This is a genomic window from Ensifer sp. PDNC004, from assembly GCF_016919405.1.
Lineage (GTDB): Bacteria > Pseudomonadota > Alphaproteobacteria > Rhizobiales > Rhizobiaceae > Ensifer.
Genome location: NZ_CP070353.1, coordinates 1493525 through 1514787, shown reverse-complemented (window position 1 = coordinate 1514787; position 21263 = coordinate 1493525). Strand labels below are relative to the sequence as shown.

Below are 21263 nucleotides of genomic sequence, written 5' to 3'. Positions count from 1 at the left end.
TCGGCATCGCGCAGAACCCCCATGTTTTCAGTGTTCGCACATGGGGGATTTCATGACCATCACTTCGCGCGTGACCGCGCTCGCGGCCGTTCTTCTTGCCTCCGCAGCATTTCCTGCGGCGGCCGAGCCCGTCTTCAACCGCATTGCATCCTTTGCTGTTGCCGATAACCTGCCGGAAGGCGATGCGCGCAAGACGCCGACATCCGCCGAAATCATCACGGCCAGCGAAGACGGCAATCTGCTCGTCTATTCCGACAGCCCCGGCAAGCGCGTCGGCCTGATCGACATCACCGATGCCAAGGCGCCCAAGGCAGCCGGCACGGTTTCCTTTGACGGCGAGCCGACCTCCGTCACCATCGCCGGTGCAAAGGCACTCGTCGCGGTCAACACGCGCGAGAGCTTCGTCAAGCCGTCGGGGCTTCTGGCGATTGTCGATCTGGCGTCGAAGAAAGTCGATGCGACCTGTGATCTCGGTGGCCAGCCGGATTCGATCGCCGTCAACAAGGACCGCACGCTTGCTGCCATCGCCATCGAAAACGAGCGCGACGAAGAGCTGAACGATGGCAAGATCCCGCAGATGCCGGCCGGCGACCTCGTCATCCTGTCGCTGAAGGATGGTGTTGCCGATTGCGGTTCGCTGAAGCGCGTGACGCTGACCGGTCTTGCCGAAATCGCCGGGGAAGACCCGGAGCCGGAGTTCGTTTCCTTCAACGGCAAGGACGAGATCGCGCTGACCCTGCAGGAAAACAATCACATCGTCATCATCGACGGCAAGACGGGGACCGTGAAGACGCACTTCTCCGCTGGCACGGTCGACCTCAAGAACATCGACACCAAGCGTAACGGCGCGATTGCCTTCAAGGACGAGCAGCCGGGCCGCAAGCGCGAGCCCGATGCGGTGAAGTGGCTCGACGACAACCGCATCGTCGTTGCCAACGAAGGCGACTATGAAGGCGGTTCGCGCGGCTTCACGATCTTCGACACCACCGGCAAGGTGCTGTTCGAATCGGGCGCGAGTTTCGAGCACGCGATTGCCGCCATCGGCCACTATCCAGAGAAGCGCTCTTCCGCCAAGGGCGTCGAGCCCGAGGGTCTGGAAGCGGCGAAGTTCGGCGACGACAATCTGTTCTTCGTGCTGGCCGAACGCGCTTCGATCGTCGGCGTCTACAAGGACACGGGCGCAGAGCCCGAGTTGCTGCAGCTCCTGCCGTCGGGCATTTCGCCGGAAGGCGCCGTCGCGATCCCGTCGCGCAATCTCTTTGCGAGCGCAAACGAAGTCGATCTCGTCGAGGATGGCGGCGCACGCTCGCACGTCATGATCTATGAGCGTGCCGAGGGCGAAGCAGCCTATCCGCAGATCCGCTCCGCCGAGAAGGACGGCCTGCCGATCGGCTTCGGTGCGCTCTCCGGTCTCGTTGCCGTCGCCGACAAGCCCGGCTTCCTGCGCGCCGTCAATGATTCGGTCTACTCGTCGCAGCCGACGATCTTCACCATCGACGCGACCCAGAAGCCGGCGTTGATCACCGAAGCGCTCGCCATCACCCGTGACGGCGCACCGGCTCAGAAGCTCGACATCGAAGGCATCACCAATGACGGGGAAGGGGGCTTCTGGCTCGCGTCGGAAGGCAACTCCGACAAGCTCTACAGCCACGCGATCTTCCACGTGAACAAGAAGGGTGAGATCAAGAAGGAAATCGCCCTGCCGGAAGCGCTGCGCGCCGGCGAAACCCGCTTCGGCTTCGAAGGCATCACCGTTGTCGGCGAAGGCGACGAGCAGACGCTGTGGATGGCGGTTCAGCGCGAATGGAAGGATGACGAGAAGGGCTTCGTCAAGCTCGTCTCCTACAACCCGAAGAGCGAAGAATGGGGCGCCGTGCGCTACCCACTCGAAAAGGCCGGTGACGGCTGGGTTGGTCTGTCGGAAATTTCCGTCCACGGCGACTATGCCTATGTCATCGAGCGCGACAACCTGATCGGTCAGGCTGCCAAGCTCAAGAAGATCTATCGCGTTGCGCTCTCGGAACTGAAGCCAGCTGCCCTTGGCGGTGAACTGCCCGTCGTCAAGAAGGAAGAGGTTCGTGACCTCATTCCGGAACTGAAGGCGCTGAATGGCTACGTCGTCGACAAGGTCGAAGGCTTCACCGTCGATGCCGCCGGAAACGGCTATGTCGTCACCGACAATGACGGCGTCGACGACTCCTCTGGTGAAACCCTGTTCTTCTCCATTGGCGCCATCAACGCGATGTAAGCGTTACCGCCCGGAGAAAACGGGAGAGGCCGGGACATGACGTCCCGGCCTCTTTCTGTTTCGGCATTTGTGATTTGCGACGAGCGAGAACGCTCCTAGCGGGCGATCGCGACCTGCGCAGCCTCTTCGGCCTCATCCTTGCGCTTGCGGATCTCGTCCGTCCGGTCGACCAGCTTGCCGACGATATCGTAGAGCGCGTCGAGTTCTTCATCGTCGAGGGCCGAGAAGATCTCCTCGAGCAGCTGTTTGCGGGGATGTTCGGCAGCTTCCAGAACGATGCGGCCGGTTTCGGTGATCGAGACAATCTTGGCGCGCCGGTCTTCAGGATCGGGCTTGCGCATGACCAGGCGGTCACGCTCCAGGCCGTCGATCGCTTCGGTGACCGTGCGCGGCGCAAAGTTCAGCGCACAGGCGATGTCGGTCGAGCGACAGGGGCCGAGCTTGCTGAGGAAGAAGAGGAACTTGCTGCGCGCCAGCGACACGCCTTCCTCGGTCATCGATTCGTTCACCAGCCGGTGAACCCGGTGGTAAAGCTCGAACAGTCTATCGGAAACTTCAAATGTCTTCTTCATGATCGTCGCTGGAATTTCATGAGGTGCCATGTGAAATGGCAGTAACATTAGTGATAGTTATAATTGCCGCCTTTGTCGACACAAACCTCCGGCGTTTCACGGTAACTCCATCGTCGACAAAGAAACGGCCGCCATTTCTGGCGGCCGTTTCATTTTGTTCGGCAAGAAATTCTCGCGATCGGCGACCGTTTGCGTGTCACACGACGTGCGCGTCACCTCGGGTCGCGATCAGGCGGCCCAACGCGATGCGTTGGACGATTGGGCGTAACCGTGACCACCGGCCTCGCCCAGCGTGAAGCGTGCGATCAGCTCGCGCAGACGGCCGGCTTCCTGGGCAAGTTGGGCGCTTGCCGCATTGGCTTCCTCGACCATCGCCGCGTTCTGCTGGGTGACCTGGTCCATCTGGTTGACTGCCGTATTGACCTCGGAGAGCCCGGCGGACTGTTCCTGTGCCGAGACGGCGATCGCGTCCATGTGCTGGTTGATCGTGACGATGAAGCCTTCGATCGTGCGCAAAGCTTCGCCGGTTTCGCGAACGAGCCGGACACCGCTTTCGACTTCGACGGCGGAGTTGCGGATCAGATCCTTGATCTCCTTGGCCGCGTTGGCCGAGCGCTGGGCAAGCTCGCGCACTTCCTGGGCGACGACGGCGAAGCCCTTGCCGGCATCACCGGCGCGGGCGGCTTCGACGCCGGCGTTGAGCGCCAGCAGGTTGGTCTGGAAAGCGATCTCGTCGATCACGCCGATGATGTTGGAGATCTGGCTCGACGAATGCTCGATGCGGCCCATGGCGTCGACTGCGCCCGAGACGATCGCGCCGGACTTGCGGGCGCTTTCGTTGGCCTGACCGGCAACGGTGCGGGCCTCGTGGGTGCGCTTCGACGAATTGCCTACATTGACGGTGATCTGGTCGAGCGCGGCTGCGGTCTCTTCCAGCGAGGCCGCCTGCTGCTCGGTCCGTCGCGACAGGTCGTCGGCGCTCTGGCTGACTTCTCGGGCACCGCTGTCGATGCTGCCCGAGGCCGACGAGACGGCGGCAAGCGTGTCGGCGAGTTGGGCGACAGCCTGGTTCAGGTCGTGACGCAGCTGCTCGAAATCGGGCGAGAAAGGCTCGTTAAGCTGGAAGGCGAGATCGCCCGAGGCGAGGCGGCGCAGGCCGGTGGCAAGGCCGGCGGTTGCTTCCTGAAGGCGACGCTGGGCCGCTGCTTCCGCTTCTTCCGTCACGCGCAGGCGCTCGGCTTCCGCCTTGGCGCGCTGTGTCTGGGCGTCGGCTTCGAGATGCTGGTTGGTGATCGCAGCCTGGCGGAAGACCTCGACGGCACGGGCCATCTCGCCGATTTCGTCCTTGCGGGCGCCATAGGGGATGCTGCTGTCGGTGTCGCCTTCGGCAAGGTGTGCCATCGATCGGGTGATGATCTGGATCGGGCGGGCAATGCCGCGCACGGCATAGAGGATGGCGCCGAGCACGATGACGGCGGCAAGGGCGATGACGCCGATCTCGATCATGCGGATCTGGTCATGCGTCGCCGAGCTTGCGGCAACGGCGGCATCTGCACCGGCGAGGTTCAGCGCACGCATTTCCTTGATCGCTTCGTCGACCTTGCCTTCGGTCTCGCGCATCTCGACCTTGAAGACGCTCTGCGCCTTCATGTTCTCGAGGTTGTTGGAGAGCTTGACCATGCCTTCGGCGACCGAGAGATAGGCCTGATAGGCGGTCCGGACATTGTCGAGCGCTGCCTTGTCGGCATCGGTGACCATCAGGCTCGAATATTCGTCGGCGAGCTTGTTGAAGCCTGCGACGGTCTCGCTGATGACCTTCTCCGCCGCCTTCTTTTCAAACGGGGTCAGGGAAATCAGATGGCGCGCAAACGCCATGCGGGTATCGGAAAGCTGCGTTTCGAGCGCGCGGGAAAGCGAGACGCGCGGCAGCCACGTGGTGGCGATCTCGTTGTTGCGCTCGTTCATCATCTTGATGCCGCCGAGAGATGAAACGGCAAGTGCCGAGACGATAACGGCAACCACGAGGAAAAGGGCAATAAGCGTGTGGGAAATCTTGAGCCGTGACATGGTACCCCCGGAAGGACGGCCGTCCGTAAAACTGTACTTGAATTAAGTCATTCCGGCTCTTTATCGTCATGACGGAGCGGATAGCCGAAGCAGGAATCATTCCGGTGCCTGGCCGCGCGTGAAACGCAGCCGGGGCAAACCTATCGAACAAGATGTTACAAAAGCCCTAATCGATTAAAGTGAGTATAATCTGATATTTGCAGGTAGCGCCGCGATATCTGAAACGGACGATGTTAACTATTGCCGCCGGTCGCGTCTGTATTAGCGTTGCCTTTACTTCAGAGCTCCGGAATATGCTTTCCGGCAGGTTGCGCATCTCGCAAGTGGATGACGCATGACGGCTGATTGACGGGCGGTGGCGGGGCGGCCATGGTCGGCCATGCCCTTCCGTTTCGTCCATACCGCAGACCTGCATCTCGATTCGCCCCTCCGCAGCCTCGCCCTTAGAAACGCCGATCTCGCAGAGATCGTGCGCGGGGCGTCACGGCAGGCCCTGGTCAAGATCGTCGATCTTTGCATCGCCGAAGAGGCCGATGCCTTGCTGATTGCCGGCGACCTCTATGACGGCAGCCAGACGTCGATGAACACGGCTCTTTTTCTCGGACGGGAACTGCGCAGGCTCGACGAACATGGCATCCGCGTCTTCATCATCCGCGGCAATCACGACGCCCAGTCACAGGTCACCAATGAGCTGACGCTGCCGCCATCGGCCCACGTCTTCAAGGGCAGGCCGAAGGCGGTGGTCGCCAAGACGCTGGCAAGCGGTCGTGACGTCTATGTGCACGGGGTAAGCTTCGCCAGCCCGCATGCGCCCGAAAGCCTGCTTCCGGCCTTCCAGCCGCCGGTGCCCGGCGCGGTGAACATCGGCATGCTGCACACGAGCCTCGCAGGCGCCGCCGGTCATGATCTCTATGCTCCCTGCAGCGTCGCCGATCTCGTTGCCCATGGTTTCGATTACTGGGCGCTCGGCCACATTCACCAGCGGCAGGTCCATGCGGTAGAGCCCTTCATCGTCATGCCGGGCATGCCGCAGGGCCGCGACATCAACGAGGTCGGCGTGAAGAGCGTGTCGCTCGTCACGGTCGACGACGAGGGCCGCCTCAGTGTTGCCGAGCGGGCGATTGGCATTGCCAGCTTCGAACGCCTTCGTGCCGATCTGACGGGCATCACGGAATGGCGCGATATGCTCGATGCCGTCAGGCAGGCGCTGTCGCGAATCTGTAGTGAATCAGCGGCAGAGAACGTCATCCTGCGCCTGGCACTCGCCGGCGCGACGCCCTTGGCCTGGCGCCTTCGCCGCGACGCCGACCTGCTACGGGCGGAAATCGATAACATCGCCGCCGGGATCGCCGGATGCTGGATCGAGAAGGTCGAACTCACCTGCGGCAACGCCCGGATCGAAAAACCGGGCACCATGCTCGATCCCGTCGAAGAGTTGGCCGCACTCGTCGAAACGGACGTCCTGCCGGCGCACGGGTTCCGCCAGGACGTGCTGGCAGCCGTGGAAGATGTTTTGCAACAGCTTCCGCCCGAGCTTCGCCAATCGCTGGCGCCGGACGAAGAGGCGGTCGCGCGGCTGGCGTTTGAAGCCGGCGTGTCGGGAACCGCCGAGGTGCTCGCCCATCTGCACGGCGGCGGTGCCGGCGAGGGTGGCCACTAATGCGGCTCAGCGCGCTCGATCTCGTCCGCTACGGCAAGTTCACCGATCGCCGCCTCGACTTCGGCGACAGCGTGCTCGGTACGCCCGATCTCCACATCGTCTACGGCCCGAACGAGGCTGGAAAGTCGACCCTGTTCTCCGGCTTCCTCGACCTGCTCTTCGGCATCGAGCATTCGAGCCCCTATGGCTTCCTGCACCCATACCAGACGATGCGCGTGGGCGGCACGATCGAAGCGGCTGGCCGCAGCGATCGCGTCTTCCGGATCAAGCGAAAGACGAACTCGCTGGTCGGCCTCGACGAGCAGCCCTTGCCCGACAACCTGTTTTCCGGAGCGCTCGGCGCGATCGATCGCGACACCTACCAGATGATGTTCTCGCTGGACGACGAGAGCATCGAGAAGGGCGGCGAAGCGATCCTGAAAAGCGAGGGCGAACTCGGGTCGCTGCTGTTTTCGGCAAGCTCGGGATTGCCGGACAGCACGGCGATCCTTGCAGCTCTGCGCGGGCAGGCCGACGGCTTCTATCGGCCACAGGCGCGCAAGCACCAATTGGCGGAACTGAAAGGCGAGCTTGAAGCCCTGAGGGTCGAACGCAATGCGCTCGATATCAATGCGCGCGAATATGCGGCGCTGCGCAAGACGTTGACGCAGGCGCGAGAACGCCACGACGAAGGGATCACGCGCCGTGCCGAACTGCGGCTGGCGCGGACCCGTCTGAAAGCCGAGATTGAAGCGCTGCCCCATTTCGGGCGGTTGCGTGCCCTCCGTGCGGAGCTGGCGAGCGCTCCGCCGCTGCCGGTCCCGCCGGCGGAGTGGGCGAGCGAGCTGCCTGCGCTTCGGCGCCAGGAAGCGGAGATCGAGATCAGGCTGCGGCAGAGCGACAGCGAGATGCAGCATCGCAGCGATGCGCTCGAGGAAATGCCGCTCGACAAGGAAGGCCTCTGCCTGATCGAGCGCCTGACCGCACTTCAGGAAACCGCGCTTGATGCGCGCTATGTCACCGCCGCGCGCGACATGCCGTCTCGACTGGAGGATCTGGCGCGGACCGGGGCAGAAATTCTTGGTTGCCTGCTGCGGCTCGGCGAACCGGCCGACCGCGATCCCGCGTCGCTTTTGTTGGCGGCCGGGACCGGCGCACAGCTTCAGGATCTGGCGCGCCGGCACTCGGCGCTTGTGGAGCGTGTTGCCTCGGCTCGTCTGGAGCTGCAGAGCGCGGTCGAATCGGATCGGGATGCTGAAGGCGGCCTGCTAAAGCTCGAAGAGCAGGGGGCGGCTGATATCTCCGGGCTTGCCGAAAAGCTGTCGCTGTTGCGGCGCAGTGATTGCGTCCTGCGCAAGCAGGCGGCCCAACAGGCGATCGACCGGCTGGATGCTGAACTCGCCGATAGGCTCGTACAACTGAGGCCCTTTGCCGGAACGGCCGATGACCTGCTCGCGCTCGACGTTCCGTCGCCGGCAACGCTGGAGACCTGGCGCAAGGCGGCTACCAGCCAGGAGGAACGGCATCTGCGTGTTGTCGACCGCATCGCCGCCGATGAGGAGCTGCTGGCGGGGGATGAGGCGCGACTGGCCGGACTTTCCGCCGTCGGCGGTACGATGGACGATCTCTCGGCCGTAGCGCTGCGCCAGCGCCGCGATGAAGCGTGGCGCCAGCACAAGGTTGAGCTTGCTCTGGAAACGGCCGCTGCCTTCGAGCAGGTGATGAGCGAAGACGACGAGGTTTCCGCGCGACGCCTTGCGGACACCGCGCGGCTTGCCGACATGCGCGGCCTGTCGCTGTCGATCGCCGAGCGGCGCGCCCGCATCGAGGCGCTGCGTCACCAGGAGAAGCAATCTCTGGCCGACGCGGCGGCGCAGGCACAGGTGTTGGCAAAAGGTGTGTTGGCCTGCGGCTTACCTGGCGCGGTGAGCCTGACGCAGCTGGAGGCCTGGCTGATCACACGGCTTGCGGCGCTGGAGCTGCGTGTGCACTTGCGCACCGCGCGCCAAGATTTCGATCGCGCCCATGCGGAGGAGGCCGAAGCTATTGCCGGCCTGCGCGAGGAGCTTGCGGCCATAGACTTAGGTGGACGCCTGCCGGAGCGGCTCGACAAGCTTCTCCTTGCCGCCGAGCAAGCGGTGTCGCAGGCGCGCGCGCTGGATGGCGCCCGCAGTGCGGCCCGTGAGGCGGCAAAGCGGGCGCGAACGCTTCTGGAAAGCCGGCAGTCGGCGCTGGATATGGCCGAAGACGCGATCGCCGCCTGGCACGAGCAATGGACGGAGGTTCTTGCCAAAAGCTGGCTGGCCGCGCGAAGCGAACCGCTGACGCCGGAGCAGACCGGCCCGATGCTGGCGATCCTGCAGGAGCTAGACAAGCTGACGCAGCGCAAGGTCGATCTCGAGTATCGCATCGCCGGCATGCGCAAGGACCAGTTTGAGTTCGACCGTGTCATTGCCGAGCTTGCCGGCGGGGCGGTCGCTGACGACACGCTGACGACCTACATGACGTTGAAGACGCGCGCCGCCGAGGCGCAGCGGCTTTCGGATCGCCGCGCAACCTTCCTCGCCGAACTCGCCCGTCTGGAGGAAGAGCGGCGTGTCGCGGGTGCGGAGCGGGAACTCCATCTGGCGCGTAGGCGGCAGGTGCTTGAATTCTTCGATTGCGAAACGCTCGACGAGGCCGCGCAGCTATTCGAGGCTGGCCGGGAACAGCAGCGCCTGCGTGAACGCATTGCCGAATCGGAAGCAGAACTTGCCTCTCGCCTTGAGGTCGCCGAGAGCGGGCAGGCGGAAGCTTTGCTCGCGGAACTTGACGATACGGCGGTTCGGCTGGAACTGGCGCGGCTGGATGCGGCACTCGAAGAATGCGACCGCGACGTCAGTGAACTGCATACGCAAATGCGGGAAAGGGAAAAGGCGCTCGCAGCTGTCGAAGGCGGCGACACGGTCGCAGAACTCGAGCAAAAGCGGCGGACGCTGCTGCTCGACATCGAAAACAAGGCGCTTGCCTATCTGCGGCTTCGCGCCGGCGTCATTGCCGCCGAGACCGCGCTTCGTCTTTTCCGCGAGCGGCACCGCAGCGCCATGATGCGGCGCGCGTCGGAGACTTTCAGCCGGATCAGCGGCGGAGAATATTCAGGCCTGTCGGCGCAGTCCGACCGGGGCCAGGAGTTCCTGATCGCCAATGCTGCGGCCGGCGGATCGAAACTTGCAAGGGACCTTTCCAAGGGCACGCGCTTTCAGCTCTATCTGGCACTCAGGATCGCCGGCTATCACGAAATCGCCGCCGCCCGCGAATCGCTGCCCTTCATCGCCGACGACATCATGGAGACCTTTGACGACGGGCGCGCAGGCCGCGCCTTCGAGCAAATGGCCGAAATGGCGCGTGTCGGCCAGGTGATCTATCTGACGCACCACGAACATCTTTGCGAGATCGCCCGTGAGGCCTGTCCGACTGTGACAATTCACAGGTTATGATAGGCTCGCGGATGAGGTCGGGCCTGTTGGCCGTAGCGCATTTCTGCTGACGACGAGCGCGCATACGAAAATCGGAGGAACGAGAGATGGACATCATACCCGGTGGATCGAGACCTTCGATGCGCGCTCCGGCGGAATACTTCACCGGCACGGTGCGCCAGGACCCGGTAATCGAGGCCGCTGCACCGGCGCGCGTCCGCGCCGTCAGCGTCACCTTCGAGCCCGGCGCGCGCACGGCCTGGCATACGCATCCGCTCGGCCAGACCCTGGTTGTCACCGCCGGCCGTGGCCTCGTGCAAAGCTGGGGTGGCCCGGTGCAGGAGATTCGCATGGGCGATGTCGTCTGGTTCCCGCCGGGTGAAAAGCACTGGCACGGTGCAGCACCCGATACGGCCATGGTCCACCTTGCGATTCAGGAAGCGCTCGACGGCAAGGCTGTGGATTGGCTGGAGCATGTCAGCGACGAGCAGTATCGCGGCGGCTAGCGCCGCTGCGCCACCGACACATTGCGATTTGGCGGTCTTGCTGCTTCAGGCGAGGGTGACGGTGGCGGGTATCGCGATCGGGGCCGTCGAATCCCTGATTCCCGGCCGCTGACGGCCGAGCTCTAAAGCGAAGGCAACTCAGAACGAAAGGCAGATCGCAAACGGCGCGCTATAACGTGCGCGACAAATGCGGCGGGTTCGATGATATTTTTCTTCGGGAGAAAATGGTGGGCGATGAGAGACTCGAACTCCCGACATCCTCGGTGTAAACGAGGCGCTCTACCAACTGAGCTAATCGCCCTTCCGCGTTTGGACCGGATCAGTCCGCCGCGTCGGTGGCCGTGATCTAGGCGTAACCGAAAAAAACCGCAAGAGCATTTGTATCGTTTTTTTGATTTTTTTTGTTGGCGATTGCGCGATCCCCTGAAACTGCGGGCTTCGTGCTTGTGGACAAAATACGCGTATGGCGCCCCGGCAACGATGCGCGGGGGAGGGAGGGAAGAAGATCCGGAATCAACCTCCCTGTATGCGCATGGACCAGAGCATGATCGGGGAGGGGCGATGGGCCGGTGGCGGCAGGCGCCATTGGTCCATTCTGATTTCGATCGTTTTATTGCCCTGTGGATCAATTTTCATTCCGTCACGGATTTGTCTTCAAACACGCTTGACACCCCAATCCGAACCGCTTAGTTAGCCGCTCATCGAACGGCGCTGCTGCTCGATGCGGGGCGGAAACGCCTCAACCAAGTCAAGATGATGCGGGTGTAGCTCAGTCGGTTAGAGTGCCGGCCTGTCACGCCGGAGGTCGCGGGTTCGAGCCCCGTCACTCGCGCCACTCTTGAACTGGAATTGCCTTAGGTTCTCATCGAGGGCTGATGGTGATACTAATGATCGTTCGCGGTCATCATGCGCGGGTGTAGCTCAGTCGGTTAGAGTGCCGGCCTGTCACGCCGGAGGTCGCGGGTTCGAGCCCCGTCACTCGCGCCATTTCTTCTCTCCTCCTTTCTTGCAAATCGCGTCGGCCTTAGGGCCGGATTGTGCGCTGCGGCAATCTGTCTCGTCTCGCTTTGTTTTACCGTAAAGTTCGCGTCGGCCCGCAAATCGGCGCTTTGTCGGTATCACCCGTCTGATCCTGTGGTGCGAAGCGGTTTAAATGGCCCCTCAAGGCTTGCGCGACGACGCGGGCTGCGCTAACCACTCCGGCGTTGCAACATATTTTTCGGCCTGCGAGATTTGTTGTTCTGGCGCTCTCCCATGCGCCCTCCCGCAGGCAGGGACGGATAACAATGACTGAACTTCTCGGTTCCTACGTTCCGATCGCGATTTTCATTGGAATCGCATTGGTGATCGGTGTGGCGCTTCTGATTGCTCCTTTCGCCGTCGCCTTCAAGGCTCCTGATTCGGAAAAGCTGTCGGCCTACGAGTGCGGCTTCAATGCGTTCGACGACGCCCGCATGAAGTTCGACATCCGCTTCTACCTCGTGTCGATCCTCTTCATCATCTTCGATCTTGAAGTCGCCTTCCTCTTCCCCTGGGCGGTATCGTTCCATGAGCTCGGCTGGTTCGGGTTCTGGTCGATGATGGTCTTCCTCGGTGTGCTGACGATCGGCTTTATCTATGAATGGAAGAAGGGAGCGCTGGAATGGAACTGACCTCCGGCACCACGCTCGTTGCGCCCAAGCCGAAAGGGATCATCGATCCCTCCACCGGCAAGCCGATTGGCAGCAATGACGCATTCTTCGGCGAGATCAACAATGAGCTCGCCGACAAGGGTTTTCTGGTCACCTCGACCGACGAGCTCATCAACTGGGCCCGTACCGGTTCGCTGATGTGGATGACCTTCGGTCTCGCCTGCTGCGCGGTCGAGATGATGCAGATGTCGATGCCGCGTTACGACGCAGAGCGTTTCGGCTTTGCGCCGCGCGCCTCGCCGCGCCAGTCCGACGTCATGATCGTCGCCGGCACGCTGACCAACAAGATGGCGCCTGCGCTCCGCAAGGTCTATGACCAGATGCCGGAGCCGCGTTACGTCATCTCGATGGGCTCGTGCGCCAATGGCGGCGGCTACTACCACTATTCCTATTCCGTTGTTCGCGGCTGCGACCGCGTCGTTCCCGTCGACATCTATGTGCCAGGCTGTCCTCCCACGGCAGAAGCGCTGCTTTACGGCGTGCTCCTGCTGCAGAAGAAGATCCGCCGGACCGGCACGATCGAGCGCTAAGGGCAGGGGGTCTTTGATATGAGTGAAGCCCTGAATGAGCTTGCGTCCTACCTGCGTGAAACGCGCGGCGCGCTGATCTCCGACGCATCGCTGGCCTATGGCGAGCTGACGCTGACGACGACCTCGGCGAACCTGATCGCGCTGCTGACGTTTCTTCGTGACGATGTGCAGTGCGCCTTCGTCAATTTCGTCGATGTCTGCGGCGTCGACTGGCCGCAGCGGCCGGACCGTTTCGACGTTGTCTATCATCTCTTGTCGCCGCGCCAGAACCTGCGCGTGCGCATCAAGGTCGCAACCGGCGAAAACGAGCCGGTTCCGTCGGCCACGCCGGTCTATCCCGGTGCCGACTGGTTCGAGCGCGAAGCCTACGACATGTACGGCATCCTGTTTACCGGCCACCCTGACCTGCGTCGCATCCTGACGGACTACGGTTTCGAAGGACATCCGCTGCGCAAGGACTTCCCGGTCACCGGTTTTGTCGAAGTGCGTTACGACGACGAAGCAAAGCGCGTCGTCTACGAACCCGTCGAACTGAAGCAGGAATTCCGCAACTTCGACTTCCTCTCTCCCTGGGAAGGCACGGACTACGTGCTGCCCGGCGACGAGAAGGCGAAAGCACGGTGAGACTAAATGGTCCGCGGTAGCCGGTGAACGGCTGCCGTCCGGCCTGGAGCAATCGGTATGACCGAACATAACGTCCGCAATTTCAACATCAACTTTGGCCCGCAGCATCCGGCGGCCCACGGCGTTCTTCGTCTGGTGCTCGAGCTTGATGGCGAAATCGTCGAGCGCGTCGATCCGCATATCGGCCTGCTGCATCGCGGCACCGAGAAGCTGATCGAGACCAAAACCTATCTGCAGGCCGTGCCCTATTTCGACCGCCTCGATTACGTGGCGCCGATGAACCAGGAGCACGCTTTCGCTCTGGCTGTTGAGAAGCTGACGGGCACGGAAGTTCCGATCCGCGGCCAGCTCATCCGCGTTCTCTATTCGGAAATCGGCCGTATCCTGTCGCATCTTCTGAACGTCACCACGCAGGCCATGGACGTCGGTGCGCTGACGCCGCCGCTCTGGGGCTTCGAAGAGCGCGAAAAGCTGATGGTGTTTTATGAGCGTGCGTGCGGCGCGCGCATGCACTCGGCCTATTTCCGTCCGGGCGGCGTCCACCAGGACCTGCCGCACGAACTCGTCGAAGACATCGGCAAGTGGATCGATCCGTTCCTGAAGACCGTCGACGATATCGACGAACTCTTGACCGGAAACCGCATCTTCAAGCAGCGCAATGTCGACATCGGCGTCGTCAAGCTCGACGATGCCTGGGCCTGGGGCTTCTCGGGTGTGATGGTGCGTGGCTCGGGCGCTGCCTGGGACCTGCGCCGTTCGCAGCCCTACGAATGCTATTCGGACATGGAGTTCGATATCCCGATCGGCAAGAACGGCGACTGCTTCGACCGCTACCTGATCCGCATGATCGAAATGCGCCAGTCGGCGCGCATCATGCGCCAGTGTGTCGATCGTCTGCTCGGCGACGCCAAGGTCGGCCCGGTTTCGTCGCTCGACGGCAAGATCGTTCCGCCGAAGCGCGGCGAAATGAAGCGTTCGATGGAAGCGCTCATCCACCACTTCAAGCTCTACACCGAAGGCTACCACGTGCCGGCCGGCGACGTTTACGCCGCCGTCGAAGCGCCGAAGGGCGAATTCGGCGTCTATCTCGTCTCCGACGGCACCAACAAGCCCTATCGCTGCAAGATCCGCGCTCCGGGTTATGCGCATCTCCAGGCGATGGATTTCCTCTGTCGGGGACACCAGCTTGCCGACGTTTCGGCCGTGCTGGGCTCCCTCGATATCGTGTTCGGTGAGGTGGACCGCTGATGCGTCTCGCGCCCCTGGCCACGCTCGCTCTTCTCGCACTCGCATCGACCGCTTCCGCACAGGAGCAGGTCGATAGCGGCGCGACGTCGGGCGGCATGCGCGGGGGCTCGATGGCCGATCTCGTTGCCAAGGGCTACGAGATCAAGGCCGCGGTCGCCAATGGCACGCGCTACATCGTATTTTTGCAGAAAGACCAGTCAGCCTATGCCTGCGAATTCGTCTCGGTGACGAAATCGCGGTGCGGTTCGATTAACTGATAAGGTGTCCACTAGAATGTCCGTTCGTCGACTAGCCGAAGACACCGTCCAGCCAGCGAGCTTTGCCTTCAGCAAGGAGAACGCCGCCTGGGCGAAGGAAACGATCAACAAATACCCCAAGGGTCGTGAGCAGTCTGCCGTCATCCCGTTGTTGATGCGCGCCCAGGACCAGGACGGTTGGGTCACGAAGGCCGCCATCGAGTCGATCGCGGACATGCTCGGCATGCCGTATATCCGCGCGCTCGAAGTTGCGACCTTCTACACCCAGTTCCAGTTGAAGCCGGTCGGCACGCGCGCCCACGTTCAGGTTTGCGGCACGACGCCCTGCATGCTGCGTGGCGCCGAAGACCTGATCAAGGTCTGCAAGAGCAAGATTGCCCATGATCCCTTCACCCTGAACGAGAGCGGCACGCTCTCCTGGGAAGAAGTCGAATGTCAGGGCGCCTGCGTCAACGCACCGATGGTCATGATCTTCAAGGACACCTTCGAAGACCTGACGCCCGAGCAACTCGAGCAGATCATCGACCGGTTTGAGGCAGGCAAGGGTGCTGAAGTTACCCCCGGTCCGCAGATCGATCGCATCTATTCCGCCCCCGAGGGTGGCCCGACCACGCTGATGGCGGCAGGCTCTGCTTCGGCCAAGGCTGCGCCCGGCGCTGCCAAGAAGGCAAGCGATGCGCCGGCCGTCTCGGTTCCGCCGTCGAACGCCGGCCGTGTCAAGACCGCAGCGAGCGAGACCAATGCTTCGCTGAAGACGCCGGCAACGGCAAAGGCGGAAGCCGCTGCCAACGCCAAGGTTGAAGGCGACACCGTTGACAAGTCGACCCCGGTGAAGGCCGCCGCCGTTTCCGGCAAGCCGTCGCTGGAGGACAAGAACCGTCCGGCCGGTATCGATAAGCCGGCAGCTGTCGACGACCTCAAGCTGATCTCGGGCGTCGGTCCGAAGATAGAAGGTACGCTCAACGAACTGGGCATCTACACCTACGCGCAAGTTGCTTCGTGGAAGAAGGCGGAGCGCGAGTGGGTTGACGGATACCTGAATTTCAAGGGCCGCATCGAACGCGACGACTGGGTCAAGCAGGCCAAGGCGCTCGCCAAGGGCGGCGAAGCCGAATACATCAAGGTCTTCGGCAAGAAGCCGCGGTAAAGAGGTGAATTATGCTCAGAGATGAAGACCGCATCTTTACCAACATCTACGGCCTCAAGGACAAGTCCCTGAAGGGCGCCATGGCGCGCGGCCACTGGGACGGCACCAAGCAGCTGCTCGAAAAGGGCCGTGACTGGATCGTCAACGAAGTGAAGGCTTCCGGCCTTCGCGGCCGTGGCGGCGCCGGCTTCCCGACGGGCCTCAAGTGGTCCTTCATGCCGAAGGAAAGCGACGGCCGTCCGCATTACCTCGTCGTCAATGCGGACGAGTCCGAGCCCGGCACCTGCAAGGACCGTGACATCATGCGTCACGATCCGCATACGCTGATCGAAGGCTGTGTCATTGCCAGCTTCGCCATGGGCGCCCATGTCGCCTACATCTACGTGCGCGGCGAGTTCGTCCGCGAGCGCGAGGCGCTGCAGGCCGCGATCGACGAGTGCTACGCCTACGGCCTGCTCGGCAAGAACAACAAGCTCGGCTACGACATCGACATCTACGTGCACCATGGTGCCGGCGCCTATATCTGTGGCGAAGAAACCGCGCTGCTCGAAAGCCTCGAAGGCAAGAAGGGCCAGCCGCGCCTGAAGCCACCATTCCCGGCCAACATGGGCCTCTACGGCTGCCCGACGACCGTCAACAACGTCGAGTCGATCGCGGTCACCCCGACGATCCTGCGTCGCGGGGCCGGCTGGTACACGAGCTTCGGTCGTCCGAACAACCACGGCACCAAGCTCTATTCGGTCTCCGGCCACGTCAACCGTCCGTGCACGGTCGAAGACGCGATGTCGATCCCGTTCCATGAGCTGATTGAAAAGCACTGTGGCGGCATTCGCGGCGGCTGGGACAACCTGCTCGCCGTCATCCCCGGTGGTTCGTCCGTTCCTTGCGTGCCTGGCGCGCAGATGAAGGACGCGATCATGGATTTCGACGGCCTGCGCGAGGTTGGTTCCAGCCTCGGAACCGCCGCCGTCATCGTGATGGACCGGTCGACCGACATCATCAAGGCGATCTGGCGCCTCTCGGCCTTCTACAAGCACGAGAGCTGCGGCCAGTGCACGCCGTGCCGCGAAGGTACCGGCTGGATGATGCGTGTGATGGAACGCATGGTCCAGGGCCGCGCCCAGAAGCGCGAGATCGACATGCTGTTCGACGTCACCAAGCAGGTGGAAGGCCACACGATCTGCGCGCTCGGCGACGCAGCCGCCTGGCCGATCCAGGGCCTGATCAAGCATTTCCGTCCGGAGATGGAAGCGCGCATCGACGAATACACCCGCAATGCCTCGTCGCACGGCGCGGTTCTGGAAGCGGCGGAGTAAGGCACGATGGCCGGCGCACGCGGGGAGGGACAGATGAAGGGACAGGCCGAAGCAGGCATTCCGTTCGCGCGTCCGCTTGGCGGCGATCCGGCCGATCCGTTCGGCATGGGCGAATGGATGAAGGGCCTTTCAAAGGTGCCGCTGCATCCGCTGATGGTCCATCCGGCAGCCGCAGTTGCGGCAGCGACCGCGATCGGCTTAGGTCTCACGACCCAGATTGCAGGCGCCATGATCGGCGCGATGCAAGGGGCCGTCGAGGCGGCGCAGAAGCGGGCAGAGCCCGCAGCGTCTGACGCGGCGCCTGCCGCCGTCGCAAAGACGACGCAGGCCGAAGCGAGGCCGGAACCGGGCGCCAAGCCGTCCGCGACTGCCAGGCGCGCAGCGGCAAAGCCGGCGGTCGAGAAGGTTGCCGCTGAAAAGGTGGTCAAGGCGCGCGCGACGCGTGCCAAGGCGAAAGCCGCCGACGACCTCAAGCGGATCTCCGGCATCGGTCCGAAGCTCGAGCAGGTGCTGAACGCCAAGGGCATCAGCGGCTTTGCCGACATCGCCCGCTGGAGCGAGGCAGATGTCGCCCGCTTCGACGACGAACTCGGTTTCGGCGGGCGGATCAAGCGGGACGATTGGGTTGGACAGGCCAAGGCGCTGAAAGGCGCGTGAGACAATAGGGGCGGGGGACCGGAGACGGCCATCGCCCGCAAGCAGCAAGGCTGTGTTGGAATTGTCCGTCGCCGATGGGCCGACGGACGGAAGACAGGATTGAGTACGAAGATGGCAAAGCTGAAAGTCGACGGAAAAGAGATCGAGGTACCGGATCATTTCACGCTGCTTCAGGCGTGCGAAGAGGCCGGGGCTGAAGTTCCGCGCTTCTGTTTCCACGAGCGGCTTTCGGTCGCCGGCAACTGCCGCATGTGTCTGATCGAGGTGAAGGGAGGGCCGCCCAAGCCCGCCGCCTCCTGCGCCATGGGCGTGCGCGACCTACGTCCGGGCCCGAACGGCGAAGCGCCGGAAGTCTTCACGACCACGCCGATGGTCAAGAAGGCGCGCGAAGGCGTGATGGAATTCCTGCTGATCAACCATCCGCTCGACTGCCCGATCTGTGACCAGGGCGGCGAATGCGACCTGCAGGACCAGGCCATGGCCTTTGGTATCGACAGCTCGCGCTACCAGGAAAACAAGCGCGCCGTCGAAGACAAGTACATCGGCCCGCTCGTCAAGACTGTGATGAACCGCTGCATTCACTGCACGCGCTGCGTTCGCTTCACGACAGAAGTTGCCGGCATTGCCGAGCTTGGCCTGATCGGCCGCGGCGAAGACGCCGAAATCACCACCTATCTCGAGCAGGCGATGACCTCCGAGCTGCAGGGCAACGTCGTTGACCTCTGCCCGGTCGGCGCGCTGACCTCGAAGCCGTTTGCCTTCACCGCCCGTCCGTGGGAGCTGAACAAGACCGAATCCATCGACGTGATGGACGCGCTCGGCTCGGCGATCCGCGTCGACACCCGCGGCCGCGAAGTCATGCGCATCATGCCGCGCGTCAACGAGGACATCAACGAAGAGTGGATCTCCGACAAGAGCCGCTTCATCTGGGATGGCCTGAAGACGCAGCGTCTCGATCGTCCTTACGTCAAGAAGGACGGCCGTCTGCAGCCGGCAAGCTGGGGCGAAGCCTTCCAGGCGGTCAAGGCTGCCGTTGCCCAGACCTCCGGCGACAAGATCGGCGCCATTGCCGGCGACCTCGCTTCGGTCGAAGAAATGTACGCGCTGAAGAGCCTGATTGCAGCGCTCGGCTCCGAGAGCGTTGACTGCCGCCAGGATGGTGCCGCACTCGACCCGTCGCTCGGCCGCGCCAGCTACCTCTTCAACCCGACGATCGCTGGCATCGAAAGCGCTGACGCGCTGCTGATCATCGGCTCCAATCCTCGCTTCGAGGCGTCAGTTCTCAACGCCCGCATCCGCAAGCGCTACCGCATGGGCAACTTCCCGATTGCCGTAATTGGCGAGCCGGGTGAGCTGCGCTATGAATACGAATATCTCGGCGCCGGCACCGAAACGCTGGCCGAGCTCGTCTCGGGCAAGGGCAAGTTTGCAGCGACCTTGAAGAAGGCGCAGCGCCCGATGATCCTCATCGGCCAGGGTGCTGTTGCAGGGGAGGGCGGCGCTGCCGTTCTTTCCGCTGCCGCCAAGCTCGCTGGCGCCGTCGGTGCAGTCACCGCCGAGTGGAACGGCTTTGCCGTTCTTCACACGGCCGCCTCCCGTGTCGGTGGTCTCGACCTCGGCTTCGTTCCGGGCGCGAACGGCAAGACGGCGGCCGAGATGGTCACCGCCTCCGACGTTCTCTTCCTGCTCGGCGCCGACGAGATCGATCTTGCGGAACGCAAGTCCGGCTTCACGGTCTATATCGGCTCGCACGGCGACAACGGCGCACATGCAGCCGACGTCATCCTGCCGGGCGCGACCTACACCGAAAAGTCCGGTACCTGGGTCAACACCGAAGGCCGCGTTCAGGTCGGCAACCGCGCCGGCTTCGCACCGGGCGATGCCCGCGAGGATTGGGCGATCATCCGCGCGCTTTCCGACGTGCTCGGCAAGAAGCTGCCCTTTGATTCGCTTGGCGAATTGCGCTCGAAGCTCTATGCGGCCCACCCGCATTTCGCTGACGTCGACGCGATCGCGACCGGCAACGGCGACGAAATTGCCGCACTTGGTCAAAAAGCCGGTGAGATGGGCAAATCCGTGTTTGCGTCTCCGGTCAAAGACTTCTATTTGACGAACCCGATAGCGCGCGCATCCGCCGTCATGGCCGAATGCTCGGCTTTGGCACGCAACAATTTCAAAGCTGCGGCGGAATGAGCGCGAGGGAATAGAGTATCATGGACGCTTTCGTTTCGACCTATGTCTGGCCCGCGATCATCATGGTCGCCCAGTCGCTGCTGCTCCTGGTCGCGCTGCTGCTTTTCATCGCCTACATCCTGCTCGCTGACCGTAAGATCTGGGCTGCAGTTCAGCTCCGCCGTGGTCCGAATGTGGTAGGCCCGTGGGGACTTTTCCAGTCCTTCGCCGACCTTTTGAAGTTCGTCTTCAAGGAGCCGGTGATTCCCGCCGGCGCCAACAAGGCGATCTTCCTGCTCGCCCCGCTCGTCTCCGTGACGCTGGCGCTTGCCGCCTGGGCGGTGATCCCGCTCAACGCCGGCTGGGTGATCGCGAACATCAACGTCGGTATCCTCTTCGTGTTCGCCATATCTTCGCTTGAAGTTTATGGCATCATCATGGGCGGTTGGGCGTCGAACTCCAAATATCCCTTCCTCGGCGCGCTTCGCTCCGCGGCACAGATGGTTTCCTACGAAGTCTCGATCGGCTTCGTCATCGTCACCGTTCTGCTCTGCGTCGGCTCGCTGAACCTGACGGACATCGTCAACGCGCAGTCGAGCGGAATTGGTACGAACCTCGGCCTGCCGGCGTCGTTCCTCGACTGGCATTGGCTGGCGCTGTTCCCGATGTTCATCGTGTTCTTCATTTCGGCGCTGGCCGAAACGAACCGCCCGCCCTTCGATCTTCCGGAAGCGGAATCCGAACTCGTCGCCGGCTTCATGGTCGAGTACGGCTCCACGCCTTACATGATGTTCATGCTCGGCGAATACGCCGCCATCTGCCTGATGTGCGCGCTGACGACGATCCTGTTCCTCGGCGGCTGGCTTCCTCCGGTCGACGTCTGGTTCCTCAACTGGGTTCCCGGCATCATCTGGTTCGTGCTGAAGGCATCCTTCGTGTTCTTCATGTTCGCGATGGTGAAGGCTTTCGTGCCGCGGTACCGCTACGACCAGCTGATGCGTCTTGGCTGGAAGGTCTTCCTGCCGATCTCTCTCGCAATGGTCGTGATCACTGCGTTCGTTCTCAAGCTGACGGGAGCCGCATGACGATGGCTCACGTTTGGCAGCATACCGCCGGCCGCTCCCAGGCCGGCAA

The 21263-nt window shown here is 62.8% G+C and carries 16 protein-coding genes and 3 tRNA genes; 16 read left to right on the top strand and 3 right to left on the bottom strand.

Features of this window, described 5'->3' with window-relative positions:
- Window positions 1-40: 40 nt before the first annotated feature.
- Window positions 41-2248, top strand: a complete 2208-nt coding sequence (locus JVX98_RS15620) for an esterase-like activity of phytase family protein (protein ID WP_205239126.1) — start codon at window positions 41-43, stop codon at window positions 2246-2248.
- A gap of 95 nt (window positions 2249-2343) precedes the next feature.
- Here the strand turns inward: JVX98_RS15620 and JVX98_RS15615 are convergent, their stop codons facing one another.
- Both JVX98_RS15615 and JVX98_RS15610 read right to left on the bottom strand, forming a co-directional pair.
- Window positions 2344-2820, bottom strand: a complete 477-nt coding sequence (locus tag JVX98_RS15615) for a MarR family winged helix-turn-helix transcriptional regulator (protein ID WP_043611481.1) — start codon at window positions 2818-2820, stop codon at window positions 2344-2346.
- A 228-nt stretch (window positions 2821-3048) separates the two neighbouring features.
- Window positions 3049-4887 (bottom strand): methyl-accepting chemotaxis protein, encoded by a 1839-nt coding sequence (locus JVX98_RS15610; protein ID WP_205239125.1) that lies wholly within the window; start codon window positions 4885-4887, stop codon window positions 3049-3051.
- A 379-nt stretch (window positions 4888-5266) separates the two neighbouring features.
- On the opposite strand from JVX98_RS15610, the gene JVX98_RS15605 reads away from it, so the two are divergent.
- The 3 genes from JVX98_RS15605 to JVX98_RS15595 all read left to right on the top strand — a co-directional run bounded on the left by JVX98_RS15605 (window position 5267) and on the right by JVX98_RS15595 (window position 10487).
- Window positions 5267-6547 (top strand): DNA repair exonuclease, encoded by a 1281-nt coding sequence (locus JVX98_RS15605; RefSeq protein WP_205239124.1) that lies wholly within the window; start codon window positions 5267-5269, stop codon window positions 6545-6547.
- Entirely contained in the window at window positions 6547-10002 is a 3456-nt protein-coding gene (locus JVX98_RS15600; protein WP_205239123.1) for an AAA family ATPase, read from the top strand. Before JVX98_RS15605 ends, JVX98_RS15600 begins: the two co-directional genes overlap by 1 nt.
- 86 nt (window positions 10003-10088) lie before the next feature.
- Complete coding sequence (locus tag JVX98_RS15595) at window positions 10089-10487, top strand: cupin domain-containing protein (protein WP_192447278.1); 399 nt, start codon at window positions 10089-10091, stop codon at window positions 10485-10487.
- Between the two features lie 225 nt (window positions 10488-10712).
- Here the strand turns inward: JVX98_RS15595 and JVX98_RS15590 are convergent.
- A tRNA-Val gene (locus JVX98_RS15590) sits at window positions 10713-10788 on the bottom strand.
- A gap of 457 nt (window positions 10789-11245) precedes the next feature.
- On the opposite strand from JVX98_RS15590, the gene JVX98_RS15585 reads away from it, so the two are divergent.
- The 12 genes from JVX98_RS15585 to nuoH all read left to right on the top strand — a co-directional run bounded on the left by JVX98_RS15585 (window position 11246) and on the right by nuoH (window position 21214).
- Window positions 11246-11322, top strand: a tRNA-Asp gene (locus tag JVX98_RS15585).
- Window positions 11323-11397: 75 nt separating this feature from the next.
- Window positions 11398-11474 (top strand) — tRNA-Asp (locus JVX98_RS15580).
- Window positions 11475-11773: 299 nt separating this feature from the next.
- Window positions 11774-12139 carry an NADH-quinone oxidoreductase subunit A gene (locus tag JVX98_RS15575; RefSeq protein ID WP_034803593.1) on the top strand — a complete coding sequence of 122 codons (366 nt, stop codon included), beginning with the start codon at window positions 11774-11776 and terminating at the stop codon, window positions 12137-12139.
- The gene (locus JVX98_RS15570) at window positions 12130-12708 is read left to right on the top strand and encodes an NADH-quinone oxidoreductase subunit B family protein (protein ID WP_034803591.1); all 579 of its coding nucleotides are present in this window, start codon (window positions 12130-12132) and stop codon (window positions 12706-12708) included. Before JVX98_RS15575 ends, JVX98_RS15570 begins: the two co-directional genes overlap by 10 nt.
- Window positions 12709-12726: 18 nt before the next feature.
- Window positions 12727-13332 (top strand): NADH-quinone oxidoreductase subunit C, encoded by a 606-nt coding sequence (locus JVX98_RS15565; RefSeq protein WP_043626158.1) that lies wholly within the window; start codon window positions 12727-12729, stop codon window positions 13330-13332.
- Window positions 13333-13389: 57 nt separating this feature from the next.
- The gene (locus JVX98_RS15560; RefSeq protein ID WP_043626155.1) at window positions 13390-14580 is read left to right on the top strand and encodes an NADH-quinone oxidoreductase subunit D; all 1191 of its coding nucleotides are present in this window, start codon (window positions 13390-13392) and stop codon (window positions 14578-14580) included.
- The gene (locus tag JVX98_RS15555) at window positions 14580-14837 is read left to right on the top strand and encodes a hypothetical protein (RefSeq protein ID WP_043626153.1); all 258 of its coding nucleotides are present in this window, start codon (window positions 14580-14582) and stop codon (window positions 14835-14837) included. Before JVX98_RS15560 ends, JVX98_RS15555 begins: the two co-directional genes overlap by 1 nt.
- A gap of 16 nt (window positions 14838-14853) precedes the next feature.
- Window positions 14854-15984: an NADH-quinone oxidoreductase subunit E gene (locus JVX98_RS15550; protein ID WP_192447275.1), complete on the top strand. Its 1131-nt coding sequence runs from the start codon at window positions 14854-14856 to the stop codon at window positions 15982-15984.
- A gap of 11 nt (window positions 15985-15995) precedes the next feature.
- Window positions 15996-17300, top strand: coding sequence for an NADH-quinone oxidoreductase subunit NuoF (nuoF, locus tag JVX98_RS15545; RefSeq protein WP_043626148.1), 1305 nt, complete (start codon window positions 15996-15998; stop codon window positions 17298-17300).
- 6 nt (window positions 17301-17306) lie between these two features.
- Window positions 17307-17957: an NADH:ubiquinone oxidoreductase gene (locus JVX98_RS15540; RefSeq protein ID WP_205239122.1), complete on the top strand. Its 651-nt coding sequence runs from the start codon at window positions 17307-17309 to the stop codon at window positions 17955-17957.
- Between the two features lie 111 nt (window positions 17958-18068).
- Window positions 18069-20150, top strand: coding sequence for an NADH-quinone oxidoreductase subunit NuoG (gene nuoG / locus JVX98_RS15535; RefSeq protein WP_205239121.1), 2082 nt, complete (start codon window positions 18069-18071; stop codon window positions 20148-20150).
- Window positions 20151-20170: 20 nt separating this feature from the next.
- A complete protein-coding gene (nuoH, locus tag JVX98_RS15530; RefSeq protein WP_034803570.1) occupies window positions 20171-21214 on the top strand; it encodes an NADH-quinone oxidoreductase subunit NuoH in 1044 nt (347 codons plus the stop codon).
- Window positions 21215-21263: the final 49 nt, after the last annotated feature.

Coding starts and splice junctions, on each gene's coding strand:
- JVX98_RS15600 (WP_205239123.1), top strand. CDS start 6,547: ATGCGGCTCAGCGCGCTCGATCTCGTCCGCTACGGCAAGTTCACCGAT.
- JVX98_RS15595 (WP_192447278.1), top strand. CDS start 10,089: ATGGACATCATACCCGGTGGATCGAGACCTTCGATGCGCGCTCCGGCG.
- nuoG (WP_205239121.1), top strand. CDS start 18,069: ATGGCAAAGCTGAAAGTCGACGGAAAAGAGATCGAGGTACCGGATCAT.
- JVX98_RS15610 (WP_205239125.1), bottom strand. CDS start 4,887: ATGTCACGGCTCAAGATTTCCCACACGCTTATTGCCCTTTTCCTCGTG.
- JVX98_RS15570 (WP_034803591.1), top strand. CDS start 12,130: ATGGAACTGACCTCCGGCACCACGCTCGTTGCGCCCAAGCCGAAAGGG.
- JVX98_RS15560 (WP_043626155.1), top strand. CDS start 13,390: ATGACCGAACATAACGTCCGCAATTTCAACATCAACTTTGGCCCGCAG.
- JVX98_RS15540 (WP_205239122.1), top strand. CDS start 17,307: ATGGCCGGCGCACGCGGGGAGGGACAGATGAAGGGACAGGCCGAAGCA.
- nuoH (WP_034803570.1), top strand. CDS start 20,171: ATGGACGCTTTCGTTTCGACCTATGTCTGGCCCGCGATCATCATGGTC.
- nuoF (WP_043626148.1), top strand. CDS start 15,996: ATGCTCAGAGATGAAGACCGCATCTTTACCAACATCTACGGCCTCAAG.
- JVX98_RS15555 (WP_043626153.1), top strand. CDS start 14,580: ATGCGTCTCGCGCCCCTGGCCACGCTCGCTCTTCTCGCACTCGCATCG.
- JVX98_RS15550 (WP_192447275.1), top strand. CDS start 14,854: ATGTCCGTTCGTCGACTAGCCGAAGACACCGTCCAGCCAGCGAGCTTT.
- JVX98_RS15565 (WP_043626158.1), top strand. CDS start 12,727: ATGAGTGAAGCCCTGAATGAGCTTGCGTCCTACCTGCGTGAAACGCGC.
- JVX98_RS15575 (WP_034803593.1), top strand. CDS start 11,774: ATGACTGAACTTCTCGGTTCCTACGTTCCGATCGCGATTTTCATTGGA.
- JVX98_RS15615 (WP_043611481.1), bottom strand. CDS start 2,820: ATGAAGAAGACATTTGAAGTTTCCGATAGACTGTTCGAGCTTTACCAC.
- JVX98_RS15620 (WP_205239126.1), top strand. CDS start 41: ATGGGGGATTTCATGACCATCACTTCGCGCGTGACCGCGCTCGCGGCC.
- JVX98_RS15605 (WP_205239124.1), top strand. CDS start 5,267: ATGCCCTTCCGTTTCGTCCATACCGCAGACCTGCATCTCGATTCGCCC.